Genomic DNA, 15,448 nt, shown 5'->3' with positions numbered 1-15,448 from the left:
CCTGCGATTTCTGGGGGTAAACACATACCGGATTTCTAATTGAATTCCCCGATTTTGAACCTACTGTCCTCCTGCGATTTCTGGGGGTAAACACATACAAAATGACAATGGCGAATTGGGCTCAAGTGAGGACAATACTAATACCGGCGGTCTTACTATTTCTGAAGCGACTATAAGTGAAAAGCTAGATGATGAAAGTTCGTTCACCGTTGAAGAGGCAGGAACAACCTACGAGATCGCTGAGAATGATAATCAAGGACCAAAGGTTTCTACAGTAACTGCAAGCTCCGAGGTCGTTAGAGATTTCTGTGTAACTCGTGATATTTATAAAGGAATACCTGTCGATCTTTGTTTCACGCTCTATGAATGTGGCGCACAGGTTGAACTAGATCTTAGTGTTGCAACAGGATCATTTGACCTCCCATGCGGAGAAACTAAGTGTAAAGAAGAAGAATATGATGTTGGTTTTGGTACACTTGACTGGGAGATTTGTCAGGAACCAGATGGCGACATTGTGGTTTCATATGATGGGTGGGTTTGGCATGGAACTGGAACCAAGGATGTGAGCGATGAGATAAAAATCACAAGATAATACTATATAAACCGGTTGTCGTTATTCACTATTCATACAAAATTTATTTTATTATTATATGTTACATAGTGCCACCATCACCCACCTATGAGACCTGGCTGATATTAACTATTCCACAGACGCCTCCTTCACTAATGTCGAAGGCGACTGAGATGCCATCAAATGCTTTCTAAAACCGTTTGCGCTCTCGCTAAACAACCCCACTCAGATCGGTTTCTGGCACACTATCGGTGTCAATCTGTTCGAGTCGGCGGCGGTTCCGATCTGAGACGGAGACTGTTGGGCGACCGTCGCGATGGGGACCGTCGCGAGAAGTACGAGACAACAGAGGATGAGAACCGAGATGGCGCTCGGTCGACGTGGGAGTTGCATTACACTCGTCTCGAGAGCAGACCAGTATGAACGCACTGGCCGATCCGGTTGTCCGTCGGCCTCGCCGGCCGATCGGGAGACACTGGTCTCGAGCGGGCGACACCGGACCGGTACGGACCCGCCTTAGTTGCCCAGCGCGGCGATCTCGTCCTCGAGCCACTCTCTGAACCACTTGACGCGTTTCAGACGCTGGTGGGCGATGCCCTCGGCGGTCTCACTCTGGACGCGCGAGGCGGCGTCGTACCCTCGCTCGAGGACGCGCTCGACCATCTCGTCGGAGTCCATGTGGGTGCGGGCCTCGTAGCCCATCCGCAACAGCATCAGGGCGGTGCCGTTCGCGCCGACCTTGTCGAGGAGGTCGGCCTCGATGAGACACTGGGTCTCGAGGGCGAGATCCGTCAGGTCGCCCTGATAGGAGTGGTGTTCGATGGCGCGACACACCTGCTGGATGAACGACTCGGGGAACTCGGCGCGCGACTCGAGGTACTCGCGGGCAACGTGAGCACCGGCTTCGGCGTGGAGTTCCTGGTCGGTCTCGAGTTTGGCGACATCGTGAAAGAGGGCGGCGACGCGGGTGACATCGACATCCGCGCCCTCCGCCTCGGCGATATCGGTCGCGAGCTCGACGACGTTGAGGATGTGGTTGTGCCGGTACTCGGCGGAGTGCCAGGGGTACCAGCGCATGCGACCGCCTTCCTCTTCCTTCTCGACGCTGGCGGCGAGATACTCGAAGACGAAACCCTTCATCTCCTCGAACTCCGCGTCGGTCACTCGCGTTTCCTTTATTTCAACGCCCACGATAGATCCCTCCGCAATAGACGAATGATAGTCATTACCGGAATGTTCGGTCGTTTCGTTCTTTAGCCTTTGGTTCGGACCGGTTTCGGTGAGAACTGACAGTCACGGTATTTTATGGACCGACCGAAGTCGTGCTCGAGTCGGATCGGAACGGCGAGTTTCGTCACTGACGGTTCAACCCCCACCAACTTCCGTTAAAGTCAAACAGTCGGCTCGGGTATGGGTGGGTATGAGTAGCGAACAGGAAGCGGAGTCGATTCGGTGTCTCGTCGCCAAAGTCGGTCTCGACGGTCACGACCGCGGCGCGCACGTCATTGCCCGCGCGTTCCGGGACGCCGGCTTCGAGGTCATCTATTCCGGACTGCACAAAGCACCCGAGGAGATCGTTCAGGCCGCGGTCCAAGAGGACGTCGACGTGCTCGGCATCTCCATCCTCTCGGGGGCCCACGACACGCTCCTCCCGAAGATCATGGACGGCCTCGAGGAGTACGGTGCCAAAGAAGACACGCTCGTTCTCGCCGGTGGCGTCATTCCCGAGGAGGACCGCGAAGGGCTCAAGGAGGACGGCGTGGCGGCGATTTTCGGTCCCGGGACCTCGATCGAAGAGACCATCGAGTTCGTTCGCGAGAACGCGCCGCAGCGATGACCATGGACGCCGACGACGAGTCGCTGCTCGAGGCGCTACTGGCGGGAGAACACCGTGCGCTCGCCCGGATCATCTCGAAGATCGAGAACCGGTCGCCGGGCTATCGGGACCTCGTGTCGGCGCTCTACGCACATACCGGCGACGCCGACGTGATCGGGATCACCGGCTCGCCGGGCGCGGGCAAGTCGACGCTGGTCGACAAGCTCGCCGAGGCGTACCGCGACCGCGGCGAGACGGTCGGGATCATCGCGATCGATCCCTCCTCGCCGTTCAGCGGCGGTGCCGTCCTCGGGGACCGGATTCGGATGGCCTCCGCCGTGGGCGATATGGACGTCTTCGTTCGTTCGATGAGCGCCCGTGGCACGCTCGGCGGACTCTCGACGGCGACCGCGGACGCCGTCAAAGCGATGGACGCCTTCGGCAAGGACAAGATCATCATCGAGACCGTCGGCGCGGGCCAAAACGAGATTGATATCGTCCGGACCGCAGACACCGTCGCCGTGCTCGTCCCGCCGGGCTCGGGCGACGATATCCAGACGTTGAAAGCCGGCATCCTCGAGATCGCCGACGTCTTCGTCGTCAACAAGGCGGACCGCGACGGCGCGGCCCGCACCGTTCAGGAGCTCCGGGAGATGGTTCATCTCGGCGAGGAAAGCGGCCTCGCCGGCGGCAGTGGCGGTCACCACGGTGCCGACGTGATGAGCGGCGGTGACGCCGCCGTCGACGAGACGGACGACGAAGACGAGGGCTGGAGCCCGCCCATCGTCGAAACGGTCGCGACGAAAGGGACCGGCGTCGAGACATTCATCGACGAACTCGCGGCCCACCGCGCGTACCTCGTCGACTCCGGTACGCTGGCCGAGAAGGTCCGCCAGCGCCACGCCGAAGAGATTCGCACCCTGTTGCGCGAGGACGTCCACTCGCTACTCGAGGACGAACTCGCCGACAGCGGCGGGATCGACGGGCTCGCGGAGGCCGTTCGGCTGGGCGAGACGGACCCGTACTCGATCGCCAGCGACGTGCTCGCCCCCGTCGAGGCCTGCATCGAGAACCTCGAGACCGAAACGCGAGCGGACGGCTCGAGCCGGGAGTAGCGGTACCAATCCATTTCAGCCTCGCTAGTCGCTCGAGCGTGACGTCGCTCGCCCGAAATGACGACTGGAGATACAGTTCAATTGCAAAGACATTATATATGTATAAGATGTAACCTTGTCGTATGATTAGTTTCCTGTTGCTGATTATGGGAGTGTATGCCGTCTACGTCGATGCGACGAGGCGAGAAACCGACTGCCCGATAGGGTGGGCGATCGCAACGCTGGCCGTCGGCTCCGTCGGACCGATATTCCTGGGCATGTTTCTCCTGTTGTATCTCGTTTTGCACGCCATCGAGGCCCGTTGGGTCCGGTGGAGTCGCGGTCACGCCGTCTGAGATGGCTGCATCGCTCGGCGCGAACCAAGACCGGAGGTCTAAGACAGTTGCCACCTAACAACCCGTTATGAAAGCCCGAACAGTCCTCGGTGCAGCCCTCGGAACCGTCGGTGGTGTCGTCCTCGGGAACCGCCTCCTCAAGCGACGTGCACGCGACCTCGAGAACCCGCTGGTCGGTATCGAACGGACGTATCGCTGGCGCGGGATCGAGACGACCTACACCGTCGCCGGCGATCCGAACGACCCAGACATGCTGCTGCTCCACGGGGTCTATGCGGGCGCGAGCAGCCACGAGTTCGAGCCGATCGTCGAACAACTGGCCGAGGACTACCACGTCTACGCGGTCGACCTTCCCGGGTTCGGTCGCTCGGAGCGGCCACCCCTGGTCTACTCCGGAGCCCTCTACGGCGAGTTCGTGCGCGACTTCACGGACGAGATCACCGACGAGCCGATCGTCGTCGCCTCGTCGCTGTCCGGGACGTTCGCCGTCGACGCCGCCGACGAGACCGCGTTCGAGCGTCTCGTCCTGATCTGTCCGGTCGACGAGACGGCCGACGAGCGGCCGTGGGTCCGGACCCTCCTGCGAACCCCGATCGTGGGAATGGCGCTGTACAACCTGCTCGCGAGCAAACCCTCGATCCGATACTTCTACGATCGGGACGGCTACTACGACGCCGATCGGATCAGCGCCGCGGAAGTCGACGCCGCCTGGAACAGCGCCCACCAGCCCGGCGCGCGCTACGCCCCGGCCTCCTTCGCCGCGGGCACCCTCGATCCCGACTTCGATCTCGCGACGGAACTGGCCGCCCTCGAGATACCGACGACGCTGGTCTGGGGCCGCGACGCCGAACTCGTCCCGCTCCGCGAGGGTCGGACCCTCGCCGAGGCGGCCGACCTCGATCTGGTCGTCATCGACTACGCGACGCAGTTACCCCACGCCGAACACCCCGACACGTTCGTCGAGTATCTGAGCGCGGAACTCCCGCGTGCCGACGCGGGCTCACGCAAGTAGTCGAATCGGTTCCCGGTTCCCGGTTCCCGCGATCGCGCGTGAAAGCGAGTGCGATCGTCGTTCCCGAACCGTTAGACCGGCCGGAGGCCGATCACGCGCTCGCCCGTCGTCTCCGAGGTCGTGATCTCGAGGGCGACGGTGAGTCCGGTCTCGACGTCCGCGACGTCGATGCCGATGACCTGTCCGGTCAGGCGAACGGGCCCGAAGTCGACGACGGCCGTCGCGTAGGGAGCGTCGTCCTCGAAGGCCGGCGTCGGAACGTGCGTGACCGTCACCGTCCGTATCTCGCCCGTTTCGGAGAGGTCGGCCTCGGCGATGTCGGTCGAGCCGCAGTCGGGACAGACGCGGCGCGGCGGCAGGGAGCCGTGGCCGTTCGCACACTCGAGATAGTAGGCGTCGCCCTCCGCGGCGGCCGCGAGCCACTCGTCGAAGCCGGCGTCGGCGACGGGATCGGAATCGCTCATCGGTCCACCTCCAGAACGTGAACGGTCGCACTCGCGACGGTGCCACCGGCGTTGTGGGCGACGGCGGTCGTCGCGTCCGCGACGTGGTCGCTGTTGGGATGGTGGCCGGCCAGCAGCTCGGTCACCTCGGCGATCTGGGATGCGCCGGTCGCGCCGACCGGGTGGCCCTTCGCTTTCAATCCGCCCGAGAGGTTGATCGGCATCTCGCCGTCCGCGGTCGTCCGGCCGTCGCGGGCCGCCGAGATCCCCTCGCCGATCGGCTCGAGATCGAGCGCCTCGAGCGCGAGCACTTCGGCGATGGTAAAGCAATCGTGAACCTCCGCGAAGTCCACGTCACCGGCGTCGACACCGGCGTCGGCGTACGCCTCCGCACCGGCCTCGCGTGCGGCGGGCGAGCGCGCCAGGTGCTCGCGGTCGTGTAAGGCCATCCGGTCGCCGCCCTGACCGGTACCCGTGATCGCGACCGGGGCCTCGAGATCGTGGTCCTCGGCGTAGGCCTCGCTCGTCAGCACGAGCGCCGACGCCCCGTCCGAGATCGGACAGGCGTCGTAGAGGCCGAGCGGCTCCGAGACCGGCGGGGCCTCGAGAACGTCGCTGACCTCGATCGCGCGCTGGTACTGGGCTTTTTCGTTGGAGAGTGCGTTCTCGTGGTTCTTGACGGCGATATGGGCCAGGTCCTCGTGCTCGCCGCCGTACGCGTCGAAATAGGCCTGGGCCATCAGTGCGTACGCACCGGGGAACGTCACGCCGGCGCGCACTTCCCAGAGGTCGTCCGCGGCGATCGCGAGCGCTTCGGTCGCGCCCGCGGTACCGAGGTTGGTCATCCGCTCCGCCCCGCCCACGAGAATCACGTCGTTCTCGCCGGTCCGAATCCGTTTGACCGCCTCGCGGACCGCGGTGCCGCTCGAGGCGCACGCGGACTCGTATCGGGTTGCGGGGGCCTGGACCCCCGCCGCTTCGGCCATCAGCGGCCCCTGGTGGCCCTGGTGCTCGGAGAGTTCGCCCATGAAGTTGCCGTAGAGGACGGCCTCTACGTCGTCTCGGGGAACGCCGCTCTCTTCGAACGCCGTGATGGTCGCCTCGGCAAAGAGATCTCGACTGGTCCGTTCGGGACTGTTACCGAACGACGTCAGCCCTGTGCCTGCGACACGTACGTCACTCATGTACACACGTATAGTGTGCGAACCCGTTAATACTCCGCGGTTACGGCTGCGTACGTGGCAGCTCGTTGGTATGTCCGGTAGATCGATCGATATCGCCCTTGCCGGCGGCGAAAGACGCTCTTGCCGCGTACTGATGACCGATGACGGGGGACCCGCAAGGTGGCCGCGGCCCAACCGGCAATGGCGGACAGGTGACCGGCTCTCCCTGGCGACGTCTCATCGGTTCCCACGTAGTTGGGCGTACGCAACGACTGTCGGTTAGATGCTAGTGGAAAGCTCACAGTCGGCAACAGTGGATGGGACGACACTCAGAAGTTCGGCAACTGTCTCGAGATCCGCCAGGTCCACGACCTCGACGGGCGTGTGCATATAGCGGTTTGGGACGCCGACGTTCACCGATGGAATCCCCCCGCGTGAAGTATAGAACGCATCAGCATCCGTCCCAGTGTTCGTTCCTGATGCCTGTAACTGGATATCGATATCGGCCTCGGAGGCGGTCCGTCGAACTGCATCAACGAGTCGCGGATGGTTTGCGCTTCCGCGTACGACGACCGGGCCCTCACCGAGTTCGACACCGGTTTTTTGACCTGCCGTGATATCCGGTGTGTCCGTCGCGTGAGTCACGTCTATCGTGACGACTGCATCAGGTGCAAGATCGAAGCCGACCATTTTCGCGCCCTGTAACCCGACTTCCTCCTGGACCGTAGAGACGGCATAGATCGTCGCCTCGTGGTCGCGTTCGGCCGCCCGTCGAAGTGCGTCCGCCGCAGCCCAGATACCGATACGATTGTCCAACCCACGTGCTGCGATCCGTCCGTTCTCCAGTTCGGAGATCGTTTGATCGAACGTAATCGGATCGCCGCGTTCGACCAATTCCTCGGCTTCGGCCGCATCTTCAGCGCCGATATCGATATACTGCTCGTCGATATCGGTAAGCGATTCGTCTTCGTGATCACGGAGATGAATCGCCGTCTGACCGATCACTCCCGGAACCGGCCCAGCGTCGGTATGAATACGGACGTGCTGGCCCCTCGAGACGGTACGGTCCGAACCCCCGACAGGAGTTATTCGGAGGATGCCGCGTTCTTCGATATCCCGCACCATGAAGCCGATTTCGTCGCTGTGTCCGGTGAGGGCGACCGACGTATCGTTTCCCTCCAGCACGGCGACGGCGTTTCCGTAACTGTCGGTCCGCACCTCGTCGGCAAACTCCTCGACGTACGCTATCCAGCGGCGTTGACCCGGTGTCTCGAACCCGGATGGCGTCGCTGTGGTAAGTAATTCCTCGAGGAACCGACGGCGTTGTTGCTCCATGCACCGACGTGGTGCCCGATAGGTGAAAAACTCGACCATGATCTCGCGGACACGCCCGTCGCGACTGCTGTGGTGATCGCCGGCTCGAAACGACGGGCCCACCGCTGCCAGACGGAACGCATTTCAGGTCACCTTGACATCTATATCACCACTAACGTTCATGGACGCTTCCGACCTCCCCGACCCCGAGGGCATCTCACCGCTGTCGTGGCGGCTTCTCCGCGTCGCGGCCGGATACGAACAGCGGGCGGTCGAGCGAGAGATAGACGACCTCATCCAGGCACACCTCTCGATGCTCGAGAGCGGGAGTCGCTCGCTCTCTCGAGCGCGCCGGGAGACGCTGCTGGAACTCTACGCCGCGGAACTCACTGCCGAACAGGTGCGGGCGATCGTCGATCATTTCTAGGGACGTTCACGAATAGAAGCGTTTAAGGATTGGTATGTGTTTACCCCCAGAAATCGCAGGAGGACAGTAGGTTCAAAATCGGGGAATTCAATTAGAAATCCGNACTGAGAGATATATAAATCAAATAGAGGGTGCTGTTTTCAGCCGTCTCAGTGGCTCAGCCAGGAACTCTATGGGGGTAAACACATGCAAGGATTGTAATGATAATTCCTGTGTGTGTCAATGATACACCGCCTCATGGGTGCCTCAAGCAGCCGATTAGCCCTGTTCGCCCTCGCAGGGATCGGAACGGTCGCAATCGCAGCCGCACCGTCGCCGTCGGGGCTGTCGATGACTGGCCAGTACGCGCTCGCGACGATGTTTTTCGCCGGGTTCCTCTGGGTCACCGGCGCACTACCGCTCGCGGTTACCGCGCTGACGATCCCCGTCTTGCTCACGGGGACCGGCGTCTACGACTCGATGGACGCCGCCCTCGTCGGGTTCGCCGATCACATAATTTTCCTGTTTTTGGCCGGGTTCATGCTGGCCAACGCGATCCAGAAGTACGACATCGACCGGCGGATCGCGCTGTATTCCATCGCCAAGATGGGCAGTTCGCCGCGGCGGCTGATCTTCGCGATCATGATCGTGACCGCCCTGCTATCGATGTGGGTTTCCAACACCGCGACGGCCGCAATGATGACGCCGATCGCAGTCGGGGTCCTCAGCCAGATCCTCGACCGGGACGATCTCATGTCCTCGGACGAACAGGATCGGACGAGCGACACCACTGAAACGGTCTCCGACGGCGGGACCGTCGAGTCGACGGCCGCGTTTACGAACCTCCGGATTTCGATGCTGCTCGGAACCGCCTACGCCGCGAGCGTCGGCGGCGTCGGGACCATCATCGGGACGCCACCGAACGCGATCCTCGTGAGCCAACTCAACGCCATTCTGGACTACGAAATCGGGTTCACGGAGTGGTTCATCGTCGGGTTCCCGGTCGTCGTCGTGACGCTGCCGCTCGTCTGGTTCCTCCTGACGTACGTGCTGTACCCGCCCGAGGTACCGGACGTCGAGCGGGCGCGAGCCACCGCTCGAGAGCAACTCGAGGCCGAAGGCGACCTCGACCCCCGCGGGAAACGGGTGGCGGCGATCTTCGCCGTGACGGCGGGACTCTGGATGCTCGGCGGACTCGGCGACCTCTTCGAGCCGTATCTCTCGGCCGTCTGGATGACGACCGTGTTCGGCGGCGAGGGCATGACGATATTCGGCGTCGAGGGCCACCAGGGACTCCTCTACTACGTCATGGTCGGCGTCGCGGCGGTCCCCGCGCTCGTGCTTGCCGACACGATGGAGTGGGACGAACTGGTCGACATCGACTGGGGGACGCTGTTGCTGTTCGGCGGCGGCATCTCCCTCGCGAACGCGCTGGCGGACACGGGCGCGACGGAGTGGATCGCCGACACCGTGTTTAGCGGGCTCGTCGGTGCGCCCATCGTCCTCGTCATCGGTGCGGTCGTTCTGGTCGTCATCTTCCTCACCGAAATGACCTCGAACTCCGCGACGACCAGTATCATCGTTCCCATTCTGATCAGCCTCGGGAGCGTCTTCTCGGCGACGCTCGGGCTGACCGACTTCTCGACCGCGCTCTTCCTCTCGGTCGCCGGCGCGATCGCCGCGAGCTTCGCCTTCGCGCTGCCGGTCGCGACGCCCCCGAACGCCATCGTCTTCGGCAGCGGCTACGTCGAACAACGCCACATGCTCCGGGCGGGGCTGGTCCTGAACGCCGTTATGACCGTCGTTTTGACAGGGGTTATCTGGGCGCTGTTCACGTTCGTCTGGCCACACCTGCTGTGGTGAGCACCGGACCTGCGACGCCGTCGTGTGCTCGTGGCGTCCCAGCCGAATTCTAACTGGGCCGTTCGATCGCCCGCCGTGGACTCGAGTGACTGCCCGTTGGCATCCGAACGTGGTCACACTGGTGTGCTCGGCCGATTTGTCAAACCAGGCGCGTTCGATCCGTTCTCGAGACGGTGCTGACCGTCAGAACGCGAGTGCGTCCACGAGGATCGCGACCAGCACGGCCCCGAGGAAGGCGTTCGAAGCGTGGAACGACCGGAACGCGGCGGCCTCGGTCTGCTCGAAGTGGAGTCGCACGGCGGCCCAGAGGAAGATCCCGCCGAAGACGACGACGGTCCCGGCATACAGCGCGCCGAGGTCGGTGATCCATGCCAGCGCGATCGAACTCACGAGCGTCGCGGCGATGTAGTAGACGATCTGCTTTCGCGTTTCGGTCTCCCCGCGGACGACGGGCATCATCGGAAACCCGCCGCGAGCGTAGTCGTCCTTGTACGCCAGCGCGAGGTTATAGAAGTGCGCCGGCGTCCACAGGAAGATGACCGCCGCAAGCGCGAGTCCCGGCCAACCGATCTCGTTCGTGACGGCCGCCCAGCCGATGAGTGCGGGCAACGCGCCGGCAGCGCCGCCGATAACCGTGTTCTGGACCGTGTTCGGTTTGAGCAAGAGCGTGTAGACGACGCTGTAGAACACGATCGCTGCGAGTCCGAGCGCCGCCGCGAGCCGGTTGATCGTCAGGAACGCGGCCAGCGACGCCGCGGTCAGCGCGAGTCCGAACGCCAGTGCGTTGCGGACCGGAATCAGGTCGACCGCCAGCGGCCGGTCGGCGGTGCGGGACATCTTCTGGTCCACGTCGCGCTCGAGGACGTGATTGAACGTCCCGCTCGCGCCGATCGCGAGGACGCCACCGCCAAGCGTCGCGACGATCGTCGTACTCTGGAGGCCGGGGCCGGCGGCCAGGGCCATCCCGGCGGCGGCGACCAGACAGAGCAGCCACATCAGGCGCGGCTTCATCATCTGGAAGTAGGCGAAGGCGGTCAGTCGGGCGCGGGCCACCCGACTCGCGGGCAGCGTGCGTTCGGAGGCGGTCGGCGTCGACTCCTCGAGCGGGGCCGGCGAGTCGATGCCGTCTTCGTCCGCGCTGCCGGTCGCGAGTTCGAGGTCCCAGGCAAGCGCGAGGACGACTCCCGAAAAGATCACGAGTCCGAGCACGAGGTGGAGACCGGGAAGGATCGCCTCGGGACCGATCGTCGCGGTGGCGGCACCGACGCCGATCTGGACGACGTAGAGCGCGGCGGCGGCGACGAGCGTCGCCCGGACGCGCCGCGAGGCGTCACCGAAGGCGGCGGCGTACGCCGTGACGGCGACGAGCAGGCCGACGACGACGGCGGTGAGCCGATGGCCCCACGCGATCGCGAGCTCGGTCTGGTTCAACGGGTCGACCGGGGCGTGACAGGTCGGCCACGTCGAACACGACGCGGCCGCGTTCGTCAGCGAAGTCGTCGCGCCGACGATCAACAGCAGATAGACGCCCAGCGCGGTCGCTGTGAGCAGTGCGGAAAAACGGCGTCGCGTGCCGATCGGGCGGGGAAACGACTCTCTTGCCACGACTATTCTCGTCTACATCGTTCGACTCCGTGTATTTAGGGCTCTCGCTTTTTCCCACCCGTCGCGGACGGGATCGGCCGGTACCGCAGTCCTCGAGAAGCGACCGAAAAGGGATTGTGCTCGATCACGTAGCACGCTTCGTGTCCGGCGACTCGCGCCGTCGCGTCCCTGGGACCGCCGCCGATACGTCGGGGCCCCCCTCGTCCAGTGCCCCCGCCATCGACGTTCGGGATGAGACGCTGTCGGCCCGGTGCCCATACTGCAAGCGACCGTTTCGGCGATCGACGCTCGAGTCGCTCCACCGCGGTCTCGCACATTACGACCGTCTCTCCGATCGCGAACGAGCGGCCGCCGAGCGGGCCGCTCGCGACGAGTGCGCGGAGCTGCGGCGCTTCCGACTGTACGCGCTCGGCGTTCTCGTGGTGCTGTACTTCGGCCTGCTTATCATCGCCGCTTTCGTGGTCTGAACGCTTCGGCCGCGTCTCGTCGGCCGTGTTCGACTACATCCCCATGTCTTCGGCGGCCGCCGGAATCGGGAGCTCGTGGGGCGAGACACCCAGCAGTTCCCCGACGTGATCGAGCGCCATGTCGAAGCCGTAGTAGCGCTCGAGTTCGTCACCGTCGGCGGACGGTCGCACCTTCAACATCGCGTATCCCTCGCGGTTCTGGGCGATCGCGGCGGTTCCGCCGGTCCCGTATTCGCTGGCGTCGCGTTCGAACGCGAGGATTCGTTCGGTTTCGGTCTCCTCGTAGGTCGCCCTGATCCCGTTGGCTGCCGTCGTCCGATCGTCGGTCATACTCGTCACTCGGGGCGCGCCCACCGGGAAACTGTCGGTTCCGGTCGGAGCGTCAAGGCCGAACATCGACACCGATTTTTCGGTTGCCTTCGAGGGTCCGACCAGTGAGCCGTTCGGATTCCCTCCCGGTCCGTCGCCCGCTCGCGACGTTTCGACTCACGCGGTCGGTCGCCTTCCAGTGGCTCGTCGTTTCCGGGGTCGGCTTCTTCGGGTTCGCCTACGCGCTCGGCCACGTCCTCGCGTGGCTCCGCGGGACCTCGCTCGAGCCGATCGTGATCGCGCCGTCCTCGCCGCCGACGGTCGTGAGTTGGCTCGCCGTCTCCATCGGACTGCTCGTCTGCGTCGTCGTCCCGCACGAACTGCTTCACGGCGTGTTCATGGCCCGCTACGGTGACACTCCGCGATACGGGATCGGCGTCTCCTATTTCGTGTTGCCGTACGCCTACGCGGAGACCAGCGGCGCGAACTACACGCGGAACCAACTGCTCGTCGCCCTGCTTGCGCCGTTCGTCGTGATCACAGCCGTCGGTCTCGCCGCGATGGTCGTCGTCCCCACGCCGCTGCTGATCGTCCCCCTGGCGGCGAACGCGGCCGGATCGATCGGCGATCTCTGGATGGCCGCCGCCCTCTGTCAGTACCCCGCCGACGTTCGCGTCGGCGACCCACCGGACGGCGTTCAGGGTTTCGGTATTTACGGCACCGACGAGCAGGTGAGTCGGTTCCCCGGGACGACGCTGCTCTCGCGGTTCCTGACCGGCAGCGTCGGCACTCTCGCGGCGGTCGCGGTCTACGCCCTCCTCGCGGTGTTGCTCTCGCTCGCCTTCGGCTCCGGCGATGTCGTCCTCGGAGTCCCCGAGCGGGGCTGGCTGCTCGTCCGTCACGACTACCGGCCCGGCGGGACCGCCGTCCTCGAACTCGGCGATGGCCCGCTACTCGGCACGGCCGCCCTCGGCGGACTCGCGTGGACGGTCGTCGCGACCCTTCGGCGGCGTCTCGAGGCCGCGTGAACGCGGCAACCGTAACGTTCGAGCACCCGTCGCACGGACGGACCGTATGCCCAAGTGGCTTCGAAGCGGCCGTCGCCGAGACATCTGTTTCCTGCTCGCCGCCGCCGACGGCGAACTGCGGGGGCAACAGCTAAAATCGCGCCTCGAGTCCCACTACGACGATCGGCTCGAGCCGAAGTCGTTCTACGGCTCGCTGTCGGCGCTGGTCGACGCGGGCGTCGTCGAAAAGCGAACCGAGGGACTGCACGACGTCTACGCGCTGACCGACGGCGGGGAGCGGCGGGTCCGAGACCACTACGACTGGGTCGGAGACTGTCTCGAGGACGGGGACTGATGACAGCAGGGTGGCGGCCGCGATCGGCGCGCCGTGTCGTCACTCGAGCGAGGGGTTCCTGTACAGATGGACGACGACGTAGATCGGGAGCGCGAACAGCAAGACGAACAGGGGAATCATCGCGCCCCCGCCATCCTCGCCGAACGTTCGGACGATCAGTGTGTACGCGATGATCGCGAGGAACAATTCCGTTCGGTCCATAGGCTCACTGCGCCCGACACTGGTATAAGTGTGGAATGGATGGAGGTGAAACAAAGCCGGGCGGCAAAGAGTGAGAGCAACCGATCCACGAGCCGATATCGACTCGCGCGGGGCGTCGAGGAGCTACTCCTCGAGCAACTGGTCGCCGATCGTGTTTCGCAGCACCTCGCTGGTGCCCTCGTAGATTTCGTTGAGTTTGGCGTCGCGGTAGAACCGCTGGGCGGCGAAGTCCTTGGTGTAGCCGTAGCCGCCGTGGATCTGGATGCCCTCGTTTGCGACCTCCCGGCTCACTTCGGAGGCGTAGAGCTTGGCCTGGGCGGCGTCCTTGATGTAGTTCTCGCCGCGGATCTTCTTGTCGGCGGCCTTGTGCATGAGCATCTTCGCGGCCTGAATCTTGGTGTCCATGTCCGCGAGCTTGTGCTTGATCGACTGGAACTCGCCGATCGGCTGGCCGAACTGCTCGCGTTCGCCGGCGTAGTCGCGGGCCTCCTCGAAGGCCGCGCGGGCGATGCCGACCCCGCGGGCGGCGATCGTAATGCGGCCGCCGTTCAGGGTTTTCAGCGCGTGGACGAAGCCGTCACCCTCCTCGCCGAGCAATCGCGAGTCCGGAACGCGGAGGTCGTCGAATCGGAGTTCGGCAGTGGGACAGCCCTTGTCGCCGAGTTTGTCCTCGGTGCCCTCGACGATGAAGCCGTCGTCCTCCTCGGGGCGGACGATAAAGGACGAGATGCCCTTGTTCCCCGCATCGGGGTCGGTCTTGGCGAAGAGCGTGACCGTATCCGCCACGGAGCCGTTCGAGATCCAGAGCTTCCCGCCGTTGATGACGTACTCGTCGCCGTCTCTCTCGGCGACGGTCTCCATCGCCGGCACGTCGCTGCCAGCGCCGGCCTCCGAGAGCGCGAACGCCCCGATGTCCTCGCCCGCCGCGACGGGGGTGAGATACTCCTCTTTCTGGGATTCGTCGCCGAACTCGTAGAGCATGTTCCCAGCCAGCGACGTGTGGGCGGCGACGATCGTCCCCAGACCGCCCGAGCCTCGAGCGATCTCCTCGAGCCCGATCGCATAGGAGTGATAGTCCAGCCCGGCACCGCCGTACTCCTCGGGGAAGGGCATCCCCATCAGCCCCAGGTCGGCCATCTCACTGACGAGGTCGGCGGGGAACTCGTCCTCGTGGTCGATCTCCTCGGCGACCGGGACGACCTCCTCGTCGACGAATTCCGACACCATGTCTCGAATCTGTTGCTGCTCGGCCGATAGTCCAAAGTCCATATCGCCGCATTAGGAATCATTACCCTTTACTGTTCTTTCTTCGGTCCGTCCCGTCTCGGTCGCGGGAGGGAAACCAGTCACTCGTGGGCCACGGCCGGCAGCAGCGAACTCGGCTCCCCCGCCTACGTCGCCGAGCCGTCGGCGTCCCGCCGCTGACGACCGGTGTCGTGACTCCCGGCGAAAACGAGTCGTGACGA

Annotated in this window: 18 protein-coding genes; 10 read left to right on the top strand and 8 right to left on the bottom strand. The window is 64.0% G+C overall.

Annotated elements, in window-relative coordinates; genetic code table 11:
• Window positions 1-115 precede the first annotated feature (115 nt).
• Window positions 116-592: a hypothetical protein gene (locus tag C487_RS20255; RefSeq protein ID WP_152422485.1), complete on the top strand. Its 477-nt coding sequence runs from the start codon at window positions 116-118 to the stop codon at window positions 590-592.
• A gap of 495 nt (window positions 593-1,087) precedes the next feature.
• On the opposite strand, the gene C487_RS08780 is transcribed toward C487_RS20255, so the two are convergent.
• Window positions 1,088-1,762, bottom strand: a complete 675-nt coding sequence (locus tag C487_RS08780; protein WP_083864560.1) for an HD domain-containing protein — start codon at window positions 1,760-1,762, stop codon at window positions 1,088-1,090.
• Window positions 1,763-1,991: 229 nt separating this feature from the next.
• On the opposite strand from C487_RS08780, the gene C487_RS08775 reads away from it, so the two are divergent.
• The 4 genes from C487_RS08775 to C487_RS08760 all read left to right on the top strand — a co-directional run bounded on the left by C487_RS08775 (window position 1,992) and on the right by C487_RS08760 (window position 4,849).
• Complete coding sequence (locus C487_RS08775; RefSeq protein ID WP_006185380.1) at window positions 1,992-2,408, top strand: cobalamin B12-binding domain-containing protein; 417 nt, start codon at window positions 1,992-1,994, stop codon at window positions 2,406-2,408.
• Between the two features lie 2 nt (window positions 2,409-2,410).
• Window positions 2,411-3,502 (top strand): methylmalonyl Co-A mutase-associated GTPase MeaB, encoded by a 1,092-nt coding sequence (gene meaB / locus C487_RS08770; RefSeq protein WP_049908034.1) that lies wholly within the window; start codon window positions 2,411-2,413, stop codon window positions 3,500-3,502.
• A gap of 122 nt (window positions 3,503-3,624) precedes the next feature.
• The gene (locus tag C487_RS08765; RefSeq protein ID WP_006185378.1) at window positions 3,625-3,837 is read left to right on the top strand and encodes a hypothetical protein; all 213 of its coding nucleotides are present in this window, start codon (window positions 3,625-3,627) and stop codon (window positions 3,835-3,837) included.
• Window positions 3,838-3,904: 67 nt separating this feature from the next.
• Window positions 3,905-4,849, top strand: coding sequence for an alpha/beta fold hydrolase (locus tag C487_RS08760; RefSeq protein ID WP_006185377.1), 945 nt, complete (start codon window positions 3,905-3,907; stop codon window positions 4,847-4,849).
• Window positions 4,850-4,920: 71 nt separating this feature from the next.
• On the opposite strand, the gene C487_RS08755 is transcribed toward C487_RS08760, so the two are convergent.
• From C487_RS08755 to C487_RS08745, 3 genes are all read right to left on the bottom strand, one after another.
• Window positions 4,921-5,313, bottom strand: a complete 393-nt coding sequence (locus C487_RS08755; protein ID WP_006185376.1) for a Zn-ribbon domain-containing OB-fold protein — start codon at window positions 5,311-5,313, stop codon at window positions 4,921-4,923.
• Complete coding sequence (locus tag C487_RS08750; RefSeq protein WP_006185375.1) at window positions 5,310-6,476, bottom strand: thiolase C-terminal domain-containing protein; 1,167 nt, start codon at window positions 6,474-6,476, stop codon at window positions 5,310-5,312. Before C487_RS08750 ends, C487_RS08755 begins: the two co-directional genes overlap by 4 nt.
• A 258-nt stretch (window positions 6,477-6,734) precedes the next feature.
• A complete protein-coding gene (locus C487_RS08745) occupies window positions 6,735-7,790 on the bottom strand; it encodes a M20/M25/M40 family metallo-hydrolase (protein ID WP_006185374.1) in 1,056 nt (351 codons plus the stop codon).
• Window positions 7,791-7,950: 160 nt separating this feature from the next.
• Between C487_RS08745 and C487_RS08740 the strand changes: the two genes are divergently transcribed.
• Together C487_RS08740 and C487_RS08735 are read left to right on the top strand one after the other, a co-directional pair.
• The gene (locus tag C487_RS08740; RefSeq protein ID WP_006185373.1) at window positions 7,951-8,196 is read left to right on the top strand and encodes a hypothetical protein; all 246 of its coding nucleotides are present in this window, start codon (window positions 7,951-7,953) and stop codon (window positions 8,194-8,196) included.
• Window positions 8,197-8,526: 330 nt separating this feature from the next.
• Window positions 8,527-10,038, top strand: coding sequence for an SLC13 family permease (locus C487_RS08735; protein ID WP_006185372.1), 1,512 nt, complete (start codon window positions 8,527-8,529; stop codon window positions 10,036-10,038).
• 183 nt (window positions 10,039-10,221) lie between these two features.
• Here the strand turns inward: C487_RS08735 and C487_RS08730 are convergent, their stop codons facing one another.
• Entirely contained in the window at window positions 10,222-11,643 is a 1,422-nt protein-coding gene (locus C487_RS08730; RefSeq protein WP_006185371.1) for a heme o synthase, read from the bottom strand.
• Between the two features lie 140 nt (window positions 11,644-11,783).
• On the opposite strand from C487_RS08730, the gene C487_RS08725 reads away from it, so the two are divergent.
• Complete coding sequence (locus C487_RS08725) at window positions 11,784-12,110, top strand: DUF7410 domain-containing protein (RefSeq protein WP_049908041.1); 327 nt, start codon at window positions 11,784-11,786, stop codon at window positions 12,108-12,110.
• 33 nt (window positions 12,111-12,143) lie between these two features.
• Here C487_RS08725 and C487_RS08720 read toward each other — a convergent pair whose 3' ends face one another.
• Window positions 12,144-12,440: a DUF7111 family protein gene (locus tag C487_RS08720; RefSeq protein ID WP_049908040.1), complete on the bottom strand. Its 297-nt coding sequence runs from the start codon at window positions 12,438-12,440 to the stop codon at window positions 12,144-12,146.
• A gap of 104 nt (window positions 12,441-12,544) precedes the next feature.
• On the opposite strand from C487_RS08720, the gene C487_RS08715 reads away from it, so the two are divergent.
• Both C487_RS08715 and C487_RS08710 read left to right on the top strand, forming a co-directional pair.
• Window positions 12,545-13,447: a DUF3267 domain-containing protein gene (locus C487_RS08715; protein WP_006185368.1), complete on the top strand. Its 903-nt coding sequence runs from the start codon at window positions 12,545-12,547 to the stop codon at window positions 13,445-13,447.
• Between the two features lie 46 nt (window positions 13,448-13,493).
• Window positions 13,494-13,781, top strand: coding sequence for a PadR family transcriptional regulator (locus C487_RS08710; protein WP_006185367.1), 288 nt, complete (start codon window positions 13,494-13,496; stop codon window positions 13,779-13,781).
• Window positions 13,782-13,820: 39 nt separating this feature from the next.
• Here C487_RS08710 and C487_RS20995 read toward each other — a convergent pair whose 3' ends face one another.
• Entirely contained in the window at window positions 13,821-13,982 is a 162-nt protein-coding gene (locus C487_RS20995) for a hypothetical protein (RefSeq protein ID WP_006185366.1), read from the bottom strand.
• Between the two features lie 123 nt (window positions 13,983-14,105).
• Window positions 14,106-15,251, bottom strand: coding sequence for an acyl-CoA dehydrogenase (locus tag C487_RS08705; protein ID WP_006185365.1), 1,146 nt, complete (start codon window positions 15,249-15,251; stop codon window positions 14,106-14,108).
• Window positions 15,252-15,448 lie beyond the last annotated feature (197 nt).

Source organism: Natrinema pallidum DSM 3751 (genome assembly GCF_000337615.1).
GTDB classification, from domain to species: Archaea; Halobacteriota; Halobacteria; order Halobacteriales; family Natrialbaceae; genus Natrinema; species Natrinema pallidum.
Note: the sequence above shows the minus strand (reverse complement) of the source record. Positions and strands in the feature narration are given on the sequence as shown.

Bases quoted from the DNA above. Each gene is read 5' to 3' on its own strand.
- C487_RS08765 (WP_006185378.1), top strand. From the start codon at position 3,625: ATGATTAGTTTCCTGTTGCTGATTATGGGAGTGTATGCCGTCTACGTC.
- C487_RS08735 (WP_006185372.1), top strand. From the start codon at position 8,527: ATGACTGGCCAGTACGCGCTCGCGACGATGTTTTTCGCCGGGTTCCTC.
- meaB (WP_049908034.1), top strand. From the start codon at position 2,411: ATGGACGCCGACGACGAGTCGCTGCTCGAGGCGCTACTGGCGGGAGAA.
- C487_RS08775 (WP_006185380.1), top strand. From the start codon at position 1,992: ATGAGTAGCGAACAGGAAGCGGAGTCGATTCGGTGTCTCGTCGCCAAA.
- C487_RS08760 (WP_006185377.1), top strand. From the start codon at position 3,905: ATGAAAGCCCGAACAGTCCTCGGTGCAGCCCTCGGAACCGTCGGTGGT.
- C487_RS08745 (WP_006185374.1), bottom strand. From the start codon at position 7,790: ATGGAGCAACAACGCCGTCGGTTCCTCGAGGAATTACTTACCACAGCG.
- C487_RS20995 (WP_006185366.1), bottom strand. From the start codon at position 13,982: ATGGACCGAACGGAATTGTTCCTCGCGATCATCGCGTACACACTGATC.
- C487_RS08740 (WP_006185373.1), top strand. From the start codon at position 7,951: ATGGACGCTTCCGACCTCCCCGACCCCGAGGGCATCTCACCGCTGTCG.
- C487_RS08720 (WP_049908040.1), bottom strand. From the start codon at position 12,440: ATGACCGACGATCGGACGACGGCAGCCAACGGGATCAGGGCGACCTAC.
- C487_RS08710 (WP_006185367.1), top strand. From the start codon at position 13,494: ATGCCCAAGTGGCTTCGAAGCGGCCGTCGCCGAGACATCTGTTTCCTG.
- C487_RS08705 (WP_006185365.1), bottom strand. From the start codon at position 15,251: ATGGACTTTGGACTATCGGCCGAGCAGCAACAGATTCGAGACATGGTG.
- C487_RS08750 (WP_006185375.1), bottom strand. From the start codon at position 6,476: ATGAGTGACGTACGTGTCGCAGGCACAGGGCTGACGTCGTTCGGTAAC.
- C487_RS08755 (WP_006185376.1), bottom strand. From the start codon at position 5,313: ATGAGCGATTCCGATCCCGTCGCCGACGCCGGCTTCGACGAGTGGCTC.